Origin of the sequence: Salinicoccus sediminis (assembly GCF_000986795.1) — a bacterium.
GTDB lineage: Bacteria > Bacillota > Bacilli > Staphylococcales > Salinicoccaceae > Salinicoccus > Salinicoccus sediminis.
In genome coordinates this window covers 132,614-148,836 of record NZ_LAYZ01000025.1, presented here as the reverse complement: position 1 = coordinate 148,836, position 16,223 = coordinate 132,614, and the positions used below count along the sequence as shown (strand labels likewise).

The following is a 16,223-nucleotide window of genomic DNA, read 5'->3' as shown; positions in this document are numbered from 1 at the left end:
CCATTACCGCGGTAATGGATCTATTAGTGAAAAATACCGGAACGGAGCAGAAAAATGTATCATACAGATTCAAAAAGGGAAATGTACGCCATTCTTATGCGTATACTATGGCCCATACTCATCACCCAGATACTCCTTTATTCCATGAATATGATCGATACGATGATGTCCGGCCGTGCAAGTGTCGAAGACCTTGCAGGAGTTGCCATAGGGTCCAGTTTCTGGGCGCCGGTTTCCACAGGCATCAACGGCATACTGCTTGCGGTGACAGCAATCGTTGCAAATCTGATGGGGGCGGATGAGAAAGAGAAGGTGCACAATACTGTAACGCAGGCGATGTATATTGCAGTGGCCATTGCAGTGATCGTACTGCTCTCGGGATTGTTCTTCCTTGATGACCTGCTCAGGATGATGGATCTTGCTGCGGACGTACATGATATCTCCTATCACTATCTCATTGGACTGTCCACCGGTATAATACCGTTATTCCTGTTCAGTGTGCTACGGAATTTCATTGATGCGCAGGGGCTTACAAGAGTATCGCTATACGTTATTTCCATGTCTCTTCCGCTCAATGTCTTCTTCAATTATTCATTGATTTTCGGGAACTTCGGGTTCCCGGAACTCGGTGGTATCGGAGCGGGATATGCGACAGCCATCACATACTGGCTCATTTTTTTCATCGCCGTATTCATGACTTTCAAAGTTGAAATGCTTGCGGCATTTAAACTGTTCAGGAGGATGGCAGTGCCATCACCGGAAGTGATGATCCACCATCTGAAGATCGGCATCCCGATCGGTGTGCTTCTATTTGTGGAAACGAGCATTTTTTCACTGATGACACTTCTCATCGGCATCATGTTCACAACTGATATCATTGCCGCGAACCAGATTGTCCTCAACTTCACGACAATGCTTTTCATGCTGCCGCTGAGTATATCGATGGCAATGACCATCGTGATCGGTTTCAGTGCAGGAGGGGGCAGGTTCCATGATGCCAGGCGTTATAAAATGATGGGGCTCGCAACAAGCCTCGCCTTGATTTCTGCCTCTTCCCTGCTGCTGTACATCTTCAGGGAGCAGATTTCATATTTCTACACTGATGATCCGGCAGTGGTGGCCATTGCTTCACCGCTGTTTCTATTCGCCATCATCTACCAGGTGTCGGATGCTCTTCAGGCCCTGTTCCAGGGTGTGCTCAGAGGATATAAGGATGTTCTCATCCCGTCCGTTATTGCTGTCATCTCATATTGGCTTGTCGGCCTCACAGCCGGATATCTTCTGGCGGCATACACAGCACTTGAGGTGTACGGTTTCTGGATCGGCATTTCACTCGGTCTGACATGTGCAGCCGCCGGATTTTTCATGCGGCTGTTTACCATTGAGAAAAGAAATATGTTTGGACCCGGAGAAAACGCGCAATAGTAGAGTATTCTGTATCATATAGGAGGAATACTTGAATGGCTGAAATGAATAATCCTTTATATAAACATTACGATGGCAAGTTTGAAAAGCAGGAACAGCCGTATCCGGGTGTGCAGAATGAAATGCGCCCGGTGCCCGACTGCGGCGAGGAATCATATACCGCGAGCGGCCAGCTGACGGACAGGAAAGCGCTTGTCACAGGCGGGGATTCGGGGATCGGGCGTGCCGCAGCAATTGCATATGCCAAAGAAGGCGCTGATGTGGCCATAAGCTATCTGCCTGATGAAGAATCGGATGCACAGGAAGTGAAGGCTGTCATTGAAAAGGCGGGCCGGAAGGCTGTGCTTCTGCCCGGAGATCTGCGGGACGAGGAGTTTGCAAGGAATCTTGTCCATGAAGCGGCGGAACAGCTTGGCGGATTGGATATACTGGTGTTGAATGCGGCAATCCAGCAGTTTGAAAAGGACATAAAGAAGCTGTCCACTAATCAGCTGACAGACACGTTTACAGTCAATATCTTCTCGAATGTGTGGATGCTCCAGGAGGCTTTGGACCATCTCCCGGAAGGGGGAAGTGTTATTGTGACAACATCCGTACAGGCATTCAATCCTTCAGGACTCCTCTCGGACTATGCGATGACCAAGAGTGCACAGGTCGCGTTTGTCATTGCGATGACCGGCCAGCTTGCCGAAAAAGGAATCAGAATCAATGCCGTGTCCCCGGGACCGGTCTGGACCGTACTTCAGGTGGCGGGTGGACAGCCGCAGGAGAACATACCGGAGTTCGGCCAGAATGAGCCGCTGAAGCGTGCAGGCCAGCCCGTGGAACTTGCTTCCACTTATGTGCTGCTCGCGTCGGACAGTGCGAGTTTCACGACAGGACAGGTGTACGGCATTACAGGCGGGATGCCGATCAATCAGTAACGAAAAGATCCTCCAACTTCCAGTTGGAGGATCTTTCTATCTCATCATCAGCCGAATGAGCTTCCTGAAAATTTTTGCATCAGGATATCTGAAAGGCATATCAAACAGCGTGGTCTGTTTCAGTATGCTTTTTTCATGGGTGAATGTATCGAACGAATATTTGCCGTGATATTTTCCCATCCCGCTGTTGCCGCGTCCGCCGAAAGGCAGATATGGTGTAGCCAGATGGAACATGGCGTCATTCACTGCACCGCCGCCGAACGGTACATCCCTGATGACGGTTTCAATTTCAGATTCATTTTCGCTGAAAACGTATAATGCAAGCGGATCCTGCATGTCACGCAGATCCAATATGGCTTTATCCAGACTGCCGTAGGAAAGGACAGGCAGTACAGGGCCGAAGATCTCTTCCTTCATTGCCGGATGGTCGAATTCCACGTTGTCAATTATCGCAGGTTCGATTGTGCGGTTTCCGGCATCTGTACGGCCCCCGTATACGACATCCCCTTCAATCAGTCCCCTGATCCTGTCGAAATGATTGTCGTTCACTATGCTCATATATCTGCCGTGCCGGAAATCCTCATGATAGAACTTGCGAGTGTAGTGTTTCAAGTGCGTCAGCAGCGCATTTTTAATGGATTCTTCTGCATACACGAAGTCCGGTGCCACACAGGTCTGTCCGGCATTTGAAAATTTTGCCCAGACAATCCGCTTTGCAGCAAGTTTCAAATCGGCATTCTCAGTGACGATCGCCGGCGATTTTCCGCCGAGTTCAAGCGTAACGGGAATGAGATTTTCTGCAGCCTTCTTCATTACAATCTTACCGACATGGGAGCTGCCTGTATAGAATATATAGTCAAAAGGCAGTCTGAGCAATGCCTGATTGGTTTCTATGCCGCCTTCGGCAGCATATATATATTCGGAAGGGAAGATGCGTTCCATGATCCTGGTGATGACTTCTGCGACCATGGGCGTGTGTTCGGAAGGTTTCAGAACGGCAGTATTTCCTGCACTGATGGCACCGATCAGAGGCGAAATTGTCAGATTGAACGGATAGTTCCAGGGCGCGATGATCAGAGTCACCCCGTAAGGTTCTTTATATATGACTGATTTTGAGCCGATGTGGGTGATGGGAGTCTTGACTTTCTTTGTTCCGGCCCATTCCTCCAGGTGCTTTACTGCGTGGTTGATTTCAGCGTAGACGATGCCTATTTCAGTCATGTATGTGTCAGGTTGCTGCTTGTTGAAATCAGCAAGCATAGCTTCGGCCAGTTCGTTTTCATAATATTTGATTCCGCGCTTCAGCTGCTTCAGGGCATCTATCCTGAACTTTATATCCCTTGATTTTCCTGATTGATAGAACTGCTTTTGTCTGGCATAGATTGATTCATACATCATTTACCACTCCTCACAGTAAACTGGTACCCATTTCCTCTGCTTTTTAATGTTGTAAAATACCTTTGGTTTGCATATGGTGGAAGGCGCCGCTCCTGTCAGAGGGCAGAAAACCCCTTCAATGGCGGAATATATGATGGATTCTGTGAAAAAACATTGCAATTTTTCCATTTCTCCATATAATTGAATTATCTATGTGAAGCGGGTGATGTGATGGAGACGGAATCCAGGATTACAGAGGGCAGGCTGACGGCGTATCAGATCAGTGAGGCACTGGGGATATGCATTGATACGGCAAACGATCTGTTGGCAGAAAAATTGAAAATCGATGATTTGGATCAGGAGATAAGAGACAGGGCCGGAATGCTGGAACGGGCATTATTCGACCAGTAAAGTTCCGTTTTGCGGAAGGGACCCATGTGGTTTCCGGTCTGGGAGTATATCCCTTGTTTTCATTTTCGTTGTTAATAATTCATCATGTGGTATAATTGAACTTGCTTCAGAAGAATTGATTGGGGGAAGGTGAAATTATGGATACAGGCTTGAATTTAGAATTGCTGACTGAAAAACTGACAGCATATCAGATCAGTCGTGCGGTGGATATTTCCATAGATGACGCTCAATCAATCATCGACAAAGAAATAGATCATGAAGAGTTGGATAAAGAAACGATTGAAAAACTCAAGACGTTAAGTGATAAATTGAACAACTGATCAGCTGAGCCCGGGGCTCGGCTTTTTTTATTACAACTTTAGACGGTTTTAAAGGCAACTGCCGGATGATACCATTGATTTAATCAGCAACCTATGAAAAGGAGACTTTCAATGAACCTGCTTGTCATATCCGGGAGCGCCTTTCCCGGCTCCCACACCAATGCGGTCGCCCGACTCATCGGATCCCTGGTTGAACAGCCTGAACACAAAGTGACCGTGGTCGATCTGTGCGGCTGGGACATCCCGGTTCTCGGCCAGGGGAAAACAGTGGATGTCGGGGAACTGAAGCGTCTTGCACATGAAGCGAACGCAATGATGATTGGAACGCCGAATTACCATACTTCCTATTCGGGCATTTTAAAGAATGCTCTGGATCATCTTTCGATAAATGAATTTGAAATGAAACCGGTCGGCCTGTTCTGCAACAGCGGCGGGATGAGGAACTCCGATCCGCTGACGCAGCTGAGAATGGTGATGAGAGGAGTCCATGCAATGGTGATCCCCACCCAGGCTTCGACGTGCGACTCGGATTTTGTGAAAACGGACGAGGGGTTAATCCTTGAAAATGAGCAGATTACAGAACGTCTGAGCATAATGATAGATGCACTTGTAAAACAGACATATTCGGAAACGGTAAGCATCTGAACAGGGTGCTTACTTTTTTTTAGGTTATGGGATAGAATGGTGTAATGAGTGAACTTAAAATAAGGGAAAATGAGAAATGAAACAAAAAATGAAGCAGGATATTCCGGTTCTGATACTGCTGGGTGTAATGGTGGTGTTCTTCATCGCCTTTCTGATTTCTGAAACGACTCTTATGGACAGGGAGGAAAAATATATCCATAGTTTTGAAGCGGCGGTGGATACCCAGGCAGCGAGCAGTACGCAGGATGTGAAGCTTGAGGACGACGGCGCAGTCGAAGCGGATGAGGAGGATATCAGAAATGCAATGGATATCGGGCGGAGCAGCACCGATTTCCAGTTCCTGAAACTGGATGAAACAGCCGATCTGACGCCTGAACAGCTGGATGAATCCCTTAAAGGCAAGGGAATACTCGAAGGCCGGGGAGAGACGTTCCACGCCGCACAGGAAGAGTATGGCCTGAATGCCCTGTATCTGATCAGCCATGCGCAGATAGAAACCGGGAACGGCAGATCCTCCCTTGCAGGAGGGATCGAAGTGGGGGACACCACTTATTACAATTTCTTCGGCATAGGCGCATTTGATAAAAAGGCTGTGTCGGAAGGCTCCGGTTATGCAGCGGAGTCTGACTGGTCAACCCCTGAGAAAGCTATCATGGGAGGTGCCCGTTTCATAAGTGAAAATTATGTATCGAAAGGGCAGGATACTCTTTACACAATGCGGTGGAACCCTGAAAATCCGGGAAAACACCTGTATGCGACAGATATACACTGGGCGGTCAAGATCGGCAATATCATGGAGAGCCACTATAATGCGCACGGATTGTCAGCGGATGAATTCCACAGGGACTACTATACAAAAGAGTAAAAAGCACTCCGGACGGAGTGCTTTTCTATATGCTGTCATCAGTTGGGACAACGCGCCATGGATGACTGTAAATATTGAATGAATCCCCTCGTATGAAGCCGATTGCCGTAATGTTCAGGTCCTCTGCAAGCCTGATGGCAAGGTCTGTCGGTGCCGATTTGCTGAGGACGATGCCGACACCGATTTTGGCGGCTTTTGTCAGCACCTCTGAAGAGATGCGCCCGCTGAAGACGAGTACTTTGTCAGAAACGGGTATCCTGTTTTCAATGCAGTATCCGTACAGCTTGTCCAGCGCGTTATGCCTGCCGATATCCCCGCGGTGCACGATCATCTCCCGGGCGTTACCGAGGCTGGCATTGTGTATGCCGCCGGTCTCCTTGAAAATGGTGCTGGTGTCCTGCATTTCCTTCATCAGAGCAGTGCATTGCGCCGGCGTTATGGTCGTTTTTGACATCGATACTTTGGCGGTATCGACATCGCTCTGGAAATAGAACTGCCGGCTCTTCCCGCAGCAGGATCCCAGTATTCTCCTGGAATACGTAAAATGATCCGTCGGAACATGGTTGCTCAGTTCTATATGACAGAATCCCCCGTGGTCATCCAGGTTCATCGACTTTATGTCACTGTATTTGCGGATGGCCCCCTCAGACGCCAAAAAGCCCATGATGAGTTCCTCCAGGTGGTCAGGAGAACAGACAAGTGTCGCGAACTCGACATCATTTATATAGATCGTCAGAGGGAATTCTTCAGCAATCGCATCGTTCGTCTCTTCGAATGCCCCATTGTCATATCTGACGATTTTCCTTTCCGAAGTGATGTCCAAAATAACGCCCTCCTTTTTTACAGGTTATATATTGAAAGCGTTTTATTTATTCAATATAATGTTCATTAACCGAACTGCAGCATCTGACCGCGCATACATTATAGCATGATTCAGCATTTGTTTTGCCAATAAATTAACCTGGTTACATAGCATTTCTCCGGAGGAGCGAGTTGATAAAGCCGGGCTTTGAGGTACAATAGTAATATAATATCAATAAGGAAGTGTAAATATGGGAAAAACACTGCACCCGGGACCGATGAGCAAGACGAAAAAATGGGACCCCAGCCTCTGGGCAAGTCCGGTACCTTTCGGCCTGACCAAAGTGAAACCCCGTCACATAAGGGATACAGCCAAAATCGCATGGGATAACAAAGACAATCTGAATTATGCGAAGAACATCATAACCAAGGGTGTATGCGACGGCTGTGCGCTCGGTGTGGGCGGACTCCAGGACCAGACACTCAAAGGGCCGCATATGTGCACGACCCGTTTCAATGTGCTCAGATTGAACACGGCGCCGCCGATCAGGCCGGAAATCCTGCACCAGGATATCGATGAGCTGCGCAAACTCTCGAGCAGGGAACTCAGGGAACTGGGACGTGTTCCTTATCCGATGATGCGGCGCAAAGGAGACCGTAAATTCATCCGCATTTCATGGGATGAAGCGATGGATAAAATTGCAGAAAAGATGAAAGTCCTCGATCCGAAACAGTATGCATTTTACCTGACGAGCCGTGGAATCACGAATGAATCCTACTATACGGCCGCAAAAGTATCAAGGTTCCTGGGCACGAACAATATCGACAACGCTTCAAGGATCTGTCACTCGCCGAGCAAGACAGCGATGAAACGTTCCGTGGGCGTCGGGGCTTCCACCTGCAACTATCAGGACTGGATGGGGACGGATGTCCTTGTGTTCTGGGGCAGTGTCGCTGCGAACTCGAGTCCAGTTTCCACCAAGTACATGATGGAGGCCAAAAAGCGCGGCACCAAGATCATCGTGATCAACCCGTACAAAGAGCCTTCCATGGAGAAATACTGGGTCCCGTCGGTAACAGAGTCCGCATTGTTCGGCACCAGGATTGCAGATGACTTCTATGAAGTGAACATCGGCGGGGACATCGCAATGATGCACGGAATCATGAAACACTGGTTTGAAATGGAAGCAGAGGTGGAAGGTTCCGCCATCAACCATGAATTCGTACATAATCATGTGAATAATTATGAAGAACTGCAGAAGACTGTCAGCCGCCAGTCCTGGGATGAGATTGAACAATCTTCAGGCATCAGCCGCGAACGCATCGGCGAGCTTGCCGGACTTATGGCACGTTCTGAAAACGGAGTGATGGTGTGGGCGCTCGGCCTGACCATGCACAAGCATGCCACCGATAACATTTCACAGGTCTGCAACCTGTCGCTTCTCCGCGGATGGCTCGGCCGGAAGTACAACGGTCTGATGCCGCTCAGAGGGCATTCAAGCGTCCAGGGATCAGGTGAAATGGGTGCCGATCCGTTTGTGCTTCCGGGCGGTGACTATGATGAGGCCAACCGTGAAAGGATTGAAGGTGTGTGGAACTTCAAACTGCCTGAATGGCCGGGTGACTCCGTCGGCATCACCATAGAAAATGCCATGCTCCCGGATGACAACGAACGGAAGCTGAAACTTTACTATATGTCCGGGGGGAATTTCCTGGAGACGATGCCGGATCCGGACTTTGTGGCAGAAGCGTTGGCCAACCTGGAAATCCGTGTCCATCAGGATATCATTTTGAATACTTCCACGCTGCTGGATGCAAAAGAGACGGTCATCGTACTCCCTGCCAAGACACGTTACGAGCAGGATGGCGGCGGATTGTCCACTTCCACTGAACGGATGATCTATTTCTCGCCTGAAATCGAAGGGAACCGCAACCGCATCAAAGAGGCGCGGAGTGAATGGCAGATCTACGTCGACCTTGCCAGGCGGGTGAAACCCGATGAGGCGCATCTGGTCGGCTTCAGCTCCGGACAGGAGATCCGGGAAGAGATTGCGAAGGCCAATCCGCAGTATGACGGTGTGCAGCATCTTAAAAATTCCGGTGATGTGTACCAATACGGCGGGGCATGGCTCTGTGAAGGCGGAATCTGTCCGACACCTGACGGACGGGCGAACCTGATCAGCATCGATATCCCGGACAACAACAGGAAATCCGGCGAGTTCAAGCTGCTTATGAGACGCGGTAAACAATTTAATTCCATGGTGTACGGCGACCATGATGCATTCAACGAGATGGGCCGGTACGATGCCCTGATCAGCGAAGAGGATGCCAGATCACAGGGGATCCAGGAAGGCGAACCGGTTGTCATCTATAACGTAAACGGAGTATTCCAGGGGTTTGCAAGGCTGGCGGACATCAAACCTGGGAACATCGGGATACAGTTCCCCGAGGGGAATTATCTGGTGCCTAAAGGGATATATGAAAACTTCGCAGAAATGCCGGACTATACTGTGGATGTGAAACTTGAAAAGGCGGATCATTTCAATGCGAACAAAGACAGACAGTATTATGAAAAGCCGGTGGCGGACCTTGAGGATAATCCGAACTGATGGTTGAAGAGGTGGAGGGAAGCACTGCTTTTCCTGTCATAACGCCTGAATGGCCTGTTTGAAGTATTCAAACAGGCAGTTATTGTGCTAAAATACTAAAAAGTCTCAATATAAAAGGGGAAATATTATGGAAAGATCACAATGGGGGAGTAAACTGGGATTTGTACTTGCTGCGGCAGGTTCTGCGATCGGCCTTGGAGCGTTGTGGCGCTTTCCTTACATGACAGCGGAACATGGCGGCGGGGCTTTTCTTCTTGTATTCCTGATTCTTACTTTGTTTGTCGGCATGCCGCTGCTGCTCTCTGAATTCGTCATCGGACGCGCGGGCCAGAGGAACCCGATAGAAGGATTTGAATATCTCGGAAATAAGAAAGCATACAGAGTGTTCGGCTGGCTGGGGAATATTGCAGTTTTTCTGCTTTTGTCATTTTACAGCGTCATCGGCGGATGGATTCTCATCTATATGATTGTCGCAATCGGGGAAATGATGAATCTCCTGCAGATAGACAACTACGGCTCTGCATTTGAAACGATCATAGCCAATCCTCTGTACGCACTGCTGGCGCAGGGTGCATTCATATTCCTGACCGCCTTCATTGTGGCGCAGGGAGTGCAGAAAGGCCTGGAACGTGCATCTAAAGTGATGATGCCGCTCCTGTTCGCTCTGTTCCTGATTGTCATCATCCGTTCTGTCACACTGCCGGGAGCGGTGGAAGGGATACAATTCTTCCTCACACCCGATTTCTCAATGATAAGTTCAGAAGGCCTTCTGTATGCATTGGGGCAGTCGTTCTTTGCACTCAGTATCGGTGCCACAACGATGATTACATATGCATCATATCTCGGGAAAGAGCAGAATCTCACACAATCTGCATTTTCAATCGTCATCATGAACGTTGCGATTTCAATCATGGCGGGTCTGGCAATATTCCCGGCCATCGCTTCGCTGGATATGGAAGCCGCAGAAGGGCCGGGTCTTGTATTCATCGTTCTCCCGCAGGTATTTGGTGCAATTCCGTTCGGGATGCTCTTCTATATATTGTTCCTTGGTGCATTCCTGTTTGCGACACTCACTTCATCCATTTCGATGATTGAAATAAACGTTGCAAATACGATCAAGGGCAATGAGAACAGACGCAGGAACACGGCGTATATATTCGGACTGCTTGTCTTCCTGGCCGGGATTCCTTCAGCATTGTCCTACGGTGTGCTGAGTGATGTCATCATTTTCGGCCGATCCATATTCGACAATGTTGACTTCCTGGTATCGAACGTTATGCTCCCGACAGGGGCTTTCATCTCGACAATATTCGTCGGTTATATCATCGACCGCCGTGTGACGATGGGGCAGCTGAATGTGGATGAGAACAGCAGCATGTTCGGATTCTTCAGATTCTGGCTCTTCATGCTCAGGTTTGTGCTGCCGGTCATCATTTTAATAGTGTTTGCGGTAAGCATCTTTGGATGACCGCAGGAAGAGAAGGGTAGCTTACCCTTCTCTTTTTTCATTTGAATGAAGTGTAAAAAAGTATAGAATTAAAACATGTCAGTTTTTCTGACATCGATTAGGAAATCAGGAAAAGCTGTGCTAATATTTTTACATGATTTGAGGTGATCGTTTTGGATAATGATCAATTGAGAAGGAGTACTCCTGTTTTCCCCATGTCCTCTGCCATGAAATTGACCGGTTTATCAGCGAGACAGATCAGGTATTATGAATCACTGTCCCTCATCGTGCCCGAACGCAGTGAGGGTAACCACCGTCTCTTTTCAATGAATGATCTGGATGTGCTGCTGAACATCAGACATTACATGGAGAAGGGGTTCACCATGAAAAGGATCGGGGAGATTCTCAATGACTCTCAAACATATGACACACCGGAAGTCCTGAAGCACAGAGAGCATCAAAGGCCGCTTTTAAACCGCGGTGATCTATCGAGATTTTTCAATAATTAACGGGAGCGTGAGCTATGAAAAAATTTACGAGAGAAGACATCAAGCGTATTGCCGAAGAGGAAAACGTCAGATATTTGAGACTCCAGTTCTCGGATATTCTGGGAACGATCAAGAATGTTGAGGTACCGATCAGTCAGATCGATAAAGCATTGGACGGGGAAATGATGTTCGATGGTTCTTCAATCGAAGGCTTCGTGCGTATTGAAGAGTCCGACATGTATCTGGTACCTGATTTGAGCACGTGGACAATTTTTCCCTGGAGTGCCGGCAACGCCAAAGTAGCCAGGCTGATCTGCGATATCTATGACACTGACGGCAAACCATTCGACGGCGACCCGAGGTCCAATCTGAAACGGGTCCTCAAAGAGATGGAGGACATGGGATATTCCGCTTTCAATCTCGGGCCTGAACCGGAATTTTTCCTTTTCAAGCTTGATGAAAACGGCAACCCGACAACAGAACTGAACGACCAGGGCGGCTATTTCGATCTTGCGCCTACAGACCTTGGGGAAAACTGCCGCAGGGACATAGTGCTGGAACTTGAGGATATGGGATTTGAAATCGAAGCATCCCACCACGAAGTCGCCCAGGGACAGCACGAAATTGACTTCAAGTATGAAGATGCGATTTCGGCGTGTGATAATATCCAGACATTCAAGCTTGTCGTCAAAACTGTGGCAAGGAAGCATAATTTGCATGCGACATTCATGCCAAAACCATTGTACGGCATCAACGGCAATGGGATGCATTTCAACGTCTCCCTGTTCAAAGGCAAAGAAAATGCCTTCTATGATGAGGATGATGCCATCGGCCTGAGCCAGGATATGAGATATTTCATGGCGGGTATCCTGAAGCATGCACGAGGTTTCACCGCCGTCTGCAATCCGCTTGTGAACTCCTACAAGCGTCTGGTGCCAGGCTATGAAGCACCGAGTTATATCGCCTGGAGCGGCAAAAACCGTTCACCGCTGCTCAGGATTCCAACATCAAGGGGACTTTCCACACGTGCCGAAGTCAGATCTGTGGATCCTTCTGCAAACCCTTATATGGCACTTGCAGTCATCTTGAAAGCAGGCCTGGAAGGAATCAAACATAAAATTGGTCTCCCTTCACCGGTCAATGAAAACATCTACGAAATGACACGCGAAGAACGTGAAGCGGTAGGTGTAAAGGACCTGCCGTCCACCCTTTATACTGCGCTCAAGGCGCTAAGGGAAGATGAAGTCATACAGGATGCTCTCGGCGCCCATATATACAGGCAGTTCAACAGCAATAAGAGTGTGGAGTGGGACATGTACCGCTCCCAGGTTTCCGAGTGGGAGCTTAACCAGTATCTGAACCAATATTAGAAAAACTTGCGGGAATCATTCCCGCAAGTTTTTTTGCTTTTCTTTAAGATATTCATTAATCTCTTTTTTCATCATCTTTATATTCTCCTTATATATATGGTAGTCTCTGTCGGCTGTTTTCGTATCACTGTAGCGCGTCTCGATATAAGTTGTGAGCCTCTGCTTATCAATGATGTCAGTCAATCCCAGTCGGGTGATCCATTCCGGGATTGTCTCGTTTTGGTAACGACCCATATTTTTTGCGGCCAGCCATTTTTCAAACTCAAAATAGACTTTTCTGACCCGGTCCTCCGGAACGTCGGCTCTTACCAGCCTTTTTTTCTGTGGGGCAGTGGGGGTTGAAGTGGAAATTGTCTGTTCTATTTCTCTCTTGTCAGTCTGAGGCGGATTTCTCCTTTTATAATAGATGTACAGCCCTGTAATGACTGCAATGATGAACAGTACAGCCATTATCGTGTCGACAGGAAGCTGTGCCACAGCGGGATCCTGGTCGAATTCCGGTCTGGTCTCCTCCTCCCCCTTTGAATCGGGAATCGTTCCTTCCTCCAGTGCGGGACGTTCAAATTCGACATTTTCCAATATATGAAAAAAAGGCCGGAGCAGGAATATGAAGCCATTCAGCAGCAGTAAGACAATATATTTTGCGATAAATACAATATAGTGATAGACCAGTCCCAAAGAAATGCCAAGGAGAATGAAGAGCCCTGAAAGTGTGGTGAACATATAAGCATTCTTCCGCATCGGCCAGCCATTGCCAATCAGGAGGATGAATATCCTGCCCGTGAAAAAGAACAGGACAAGGCTGAGAAATATCAGGTGAAAATGCAGGGCATGGGCAACCGTCTCCTCTGTCGTCAAAACATTTGTACCGATAAGCAGCAGAAAGGTAACGATGAGCGTTACGTTGGAGAATGTGGTCCTGGCATCATCATGCAGATATTCGAGCCTCAGTAACGGCAGATAGGCAAGCAGCAGTGCTGCCAGCCAGTGGAAGCCGGACAGGAGCGCAATGATGAGGACAAATGGCAGCATGAAATAGATCCTGCCCAGCCTGAAGCGTCTCACGATCAGTGAACTGGCTGTCATCACGGCCAGGACAATGAGGATGAACGGTATGATCAACGCCTCTTTACCGTTATGGACATTGATTATCAACACAATGAACAGCAGCAGGAACATGTCAGTGAGATATGTATGGGCGAACAGTAGTGTATATTTAAACCTGCTCATCTTCTCGCCTCCCCGGTTTTTCTGGATTCAAAGGGGATTATGCCGTAATCATCCAGCTGGAATACATGGGCACCTTTTGCTTCAAGGACAGAGAGACTTTGTGAGATCGGGTCATCAGCCACGCCGGTAAAAATGACATGGGTCGGTATTTCTTCATGCATCTGTACATGCCTGAGCAGCCGTTCGAAATGGAGTGTATATGTGACGGTATCCGTGCGTGCGAGTGTCTCCAGTGTGCGTCTGTAGTGCAGACTGCCTGTACTTTTCCCAAGACTGAAAAATGAACGGCTGTCCAGCATCACCATGTTCGTAATGATCTTGTATGGTATACCCGCTTCAGCTGCCTTGCCGGTGACAAAGGCAATCTTTTCAAATATGGTCTCGATGTTTCCGGGCGGCGCATAGGAATTTTCAGAGCGCAGGTTGATAAGTATGAGCCAGGATACCCGCGTCATCTTGTCGTACAGTCTGGTCTGCAGTTCACCGGTTTTTGCAGATGCCTTCCAGTGGATGTCACGCATACTGTCGTCCGGGATATAGACACGTGTGCCATTTGTCATCAGAGGGTCGGAGAACAGCGCATTCCTTTCTGTAAACTCCCCGGGCATCATGCGGTTTTCCATTTCCCTGTTGTGGACGGCATGGCGGTCTGGATAGATGATGATCTCATGGCCGGTTTTACCATGCTGTTTAAGGTCTATCGAACCGAACCCGAAAATCCTGGGGATTTTCAACTCCGATCTGACGATTTTGCTCACTCCTCTTGAATATCCGCTGAAAGGGATTTCGATAAGTGTCCGGCTTTTCGGCATTACAGTGAAAGTGACGGCTGTAATGGTATGCTGTCTTACACCGGTTGAGATATCATCCTGGAAACGGATGTCGTCCCCGGCGGAAACCGTGAGCCTGCCGGCCAGGATCGGCAACATCCCGTCCTGCGACACCCTTATACGGAGGACACCATTCTGGTTTTTAAACATCCGGATCTCTTTATCGATGATTTCGAATCTGAGCTTTTCGGCCACATTCCTTTCATACAGATAGTTCAGCAGAGCGAAGGATATGAACAGACCCAGGGAAATGGCGATCAGCCTGTTCAGTTGGATTCCATAGAAAATGTTCAGGATGAACAAAATGAGCACAGACCCTGTGAAAAAGTTCATCGTCTTCGAGTCGCTGAAGTCCGGTTTAAACTTCATCATGCAAAACCCCGTATTCGACAGGAACTTCTGCAGAATTGATGATGTCACGGGTCACCGCATCCGCCTCTGTTACTGCCATGCCTTCGATATTCAGCACAAGACGGTGGCTGATGACAAAAGGAGCAATATATTTTATATCGTCGGGCGTTACATAATGCCTGCCGCTGATAAGTGCAATTCCTTTGGCAGCCTGCAACAGGGCGATGGTACCGCGCGGCGATACACCGGTGTCGACATATTCATGGTTTCTGGAACTATGTATGATATCGAGTACATACTCCTGTACCGCATCATTGACTTCAACCGTTGACAGCCGGCTCTGAAGTTTAACGATTTCATCTTTGGAAAATACAGCCCGGACATCATCCAGCGCATTTTGGGCGCCATGCGCATCGAGCATCAATTTCTCTTCCTCCCTCGAAGGATATCCGAGGTCGATTTTCATCAGAAAACGGTCCATCTGGGCTTCAGGCAGATCGAATGTGCCCTGCCTGTACTCTATCGGATTCTGGGTAGCAAGGACGATGAATGGTTCGTCCACCGGAATGCGCACCCCGTCTATAGTCACCTGCTTCTCCTCCATCACCTCAAGCAGGGCTGACTGGGTCCTCGGTGTCGCCCTGTTGATTTCATCCGCAAGGAGTATATCGGTATCAACCGGCCCTCTGCGAAGTTCAAACTCCTGGGTTCTGGGATTATATATATTGATGCCTGTAATATCAGAAGGCAGTATATCCGGCGTAAACTGGATCCTTTTAAAAGTTCCGCCTATCGCCCGTGCCACAGATTTCGACAGCATGGTCTTGCCCGTTCCGGGAACGCTTTCAAAAAGGATATGCCCTTTCTGAAGCATGCTCACAAAGATGAGTTCGATCACCTTCTCCTTGCCGATGATCACTTTGCCCATCTCATCTTTAAAATGACCCAGTTTCTCCTGGATATCCATAAAACTCCCCCTTTTCCTTTATTCTAATATTACAAGGGAAAATGTACAATGCTCTGTTGGTGTATGAAATAACCATCCGTGGGCAATGGGGTATAAAAGAGAGGTGTGTTATGGAAAATTACAGGCCTGTCATTCCGGACGACGATGCCTGGAGCATCCCGACA

At 48.4% G+C, this 16,223-nt stretch carries 15 protein-coding genes; 10 read left to right on the top strand and 5 right to left on the bottom strand.

What is annotated here, in order from left to right:
- Nucleotides 1-54 precede the first annotated feature (54 nt).
- A complete protein-coding gene (locus WN59_RS12055; RefSeq protein ID WP_046517680.1) occupies nt 55-1,425 on the top strand; it encodes an MATE family efflux transporter in 1,371 nt (456 codons plus the stop codon).
- Nucleotides 1,426-1,460: 35 nt separating this feature from the next.
- A complete protein-coding gene (locus WN59_RS12050) occupies nt 1,461-2,348 on the top strand; it encodes an SDR family oxidoreductase (RefSeq protein ID WP_046517678.1) in 888 nt (295 codons plus the stop codon).
- Between the two features lie 36 nt (nt 2,349-2,384).
- Here WN59_RS12050 and WN59_RS12045 read toward each other — a convergent pair whose 3' ends face one another.
- Nucleotides 2,385-3,743, bottom strand: coding sequence for an aldehyde dehydrogenase (locus WN59_RS12045; RefSeq protein ID WP_046517676.1), 1,359 nt, complete (start codon nt 3,741-3,743; stop codon nt 2,385-2,387).
- Nucleotides 3,744-3,956: 213 nt separating this feature from the next.
- On the opposite strand from WN59_RS12045, the gene WN59_RS12040 reads away from it, so the two are divergent.
- The 4 genes from WN59_RS12040 (at nt 3,957) to WN59_RS12025 (ending at nt 5,966) form a co-directional block, all read left to right on the top strand.
- The gene (locus tag WN59_RS12040; protein WP_046517674.1) at nt 3,957-4,136 is read left to right on the top strand and encodes a hypothetical protein; all 180 of its coding nucleotides are present in this window, start codon (nt 3,957-3,959) and stop codon (nt 4,134-4,136) included.
- 137 nt (nt 4,137-4,273) lie between these two features.
- Entirely contained in the window at nt 4,274-4,456 is a 183-nt protein-coding gene (locus tag WN59_RS12035) for a hypothetical protein (RefSeq protein WP_046517672.1), read from the top strand.
- A 111-nt stretch (nt 4,457-4,567) separates the two neighbouring features.
- Complete coding sequence (locus WN59_RS12030) at nt 4,568-5,101, top strand: NADPH-dependent FMN reductase (protein WP_046517670.1); 534 nt, start codon at nt 4,568-4,570, stop codon at nt 5,099-5,101.
- Between the two features lie 76 nt (nt 5,102-5,177).
- Nucleotides 5,178-5,966 carry an N-acetylglucosaminidase gene (locus WN59_RS12025; protein ID WP_052747429.1) on the top strand — a complete coding sequence of 263 codons (789 nt, stop codon included), beginning with the start codon at nt 5,178-5,180 and terminating at the stop codon, nt 5,964-5,966.
- Nucleotides 5,967-5,991: 25 nt separating this feature from the next.
- Here WN59_RS12025 and fdhD read toward each other — a convergent pair whose 3' ends face one another.
- Nucleotides 5,992-6,789 (bottom strand): formate dehydrogenase accessory sulfurtransferase FdhD, encoded by a 798-nt coding sequence (gene fdhD, locus WN59_RS12020; RefSeq protein WP_046517668.1) that lies wholly within the window; start codon nt 6,787-6,789, stop codon nt 5,992-5,994.
- Between the two features lie 229 nt (nt 6,790-7,018).
- Here fdhD and WN59_RS12015 point away from each other — a divergent pair, with 229 nt between their 5' ends.
- The 4 genes from WN59_RS12015 to glnA all read left to right on the top strand — a co-directional run bounded on the left by WN59_RS12015 (nt 7,019) and on the right by glnA (nt 12,681).
- Complete coding sequence (locus WN59_RS12015; protein ID WP_046517666.1) at nt 7,019-9,376, top strand: FdhF/YdeP family oxidoreductase; 2,358 nt, start codon at nt 7,019-7,021, stop codon at nt 9,374-9,376.
- A gap of 127 nt (nt 9,377-9,503) precedes the next feature.
- Nucleotides 9,504-10,844 (top strand): sodium-dependent transporter, encoded by a 1,341-nt coding sequence (locus WN59_RS12010; protein ID WP_082099299.1) that lies wholly within the window; start codon nt 9,504-9,506, stop codon nt 10,842-10,844.
- Between the two features lie 152 nt (nt 10,845-10,996).
- Nucleotides 10,997-11,332 carry a MerR family transcriptional regulator gene (locus WN59_RS12005; protein ID WP_046517662.1) on the top strand — a complete coding sequence of 112 codons (336 nt, stop codon included), beginning with the start codon at nt 10,997-10,999 and terminating at the stop codon, nt 11,330-11,332.
- A gap of 14 nt (nt 11,333-11,346) precedes the next feature.
- A complete protein-coding gene (gene glnA / locus WN59_RS12000) occupies nt 11,347-12,681 on the top strand; it encodes a type I glutamate--ammonia ligase (protein ID WP_046517659.1) in 1,335 nt (444 codons plus the stop codon).
- A gap of 15 nt (nt 12,682-12,696) precedes the next feature.
- Here glnA and WN59_RS11995 read toward each other — a convergent pair whose 3' ends face one another.
- From WN59_RS11995 to WN59_RS11985, 3 genes are read right to left on the bottom strand one after another with little or no spacing between them, the layout of a single operon-like run.
- On the bottom strand, nt 12,697-13,911 hold the full coding sequence (locus WN59_RS11995) for a hypothetical protein (RefSeq protein ID WP_046517657.1): 1,215 nt from the start codon (nt 13,909-13,911) through the stop codon (nt 12,697-12,699).
- Nucleotides 13,908-15,110 carry a DUF58 domain-containing protein gene (locus WN59_RS11990; RefSeq protein ID WP_046517655.1) on the bottom strand — a complete coding sequence of 401 codons (1,203 nt, stop codon included), beginning with the start codon at nt 15,108-15,110 and terminating at the stop codon, nt 13,908-13,910. The genes WN59_RS11995 and WN59_RS11990 overlap by 4 nt, the downstream gene beginning before the upstream one ends.
- On the bottom strand, nt 15,100-16,059 hold the full coding sequence (locus WN59_RS11985) for an AAA family ATPase (RefSeq protein ID WP_046517653.1): 960 nt from the start codon (nt 16,057-16,059) through the stop codon (nt 15,100-15,102). Before WN59_RS11985 ends, WN59_RS11990 begins: the two co-directional genes overlap by 11 nt.
- Between the last annotated feature and the right edge of the window lie 164 nt (nt 16,060-16,223).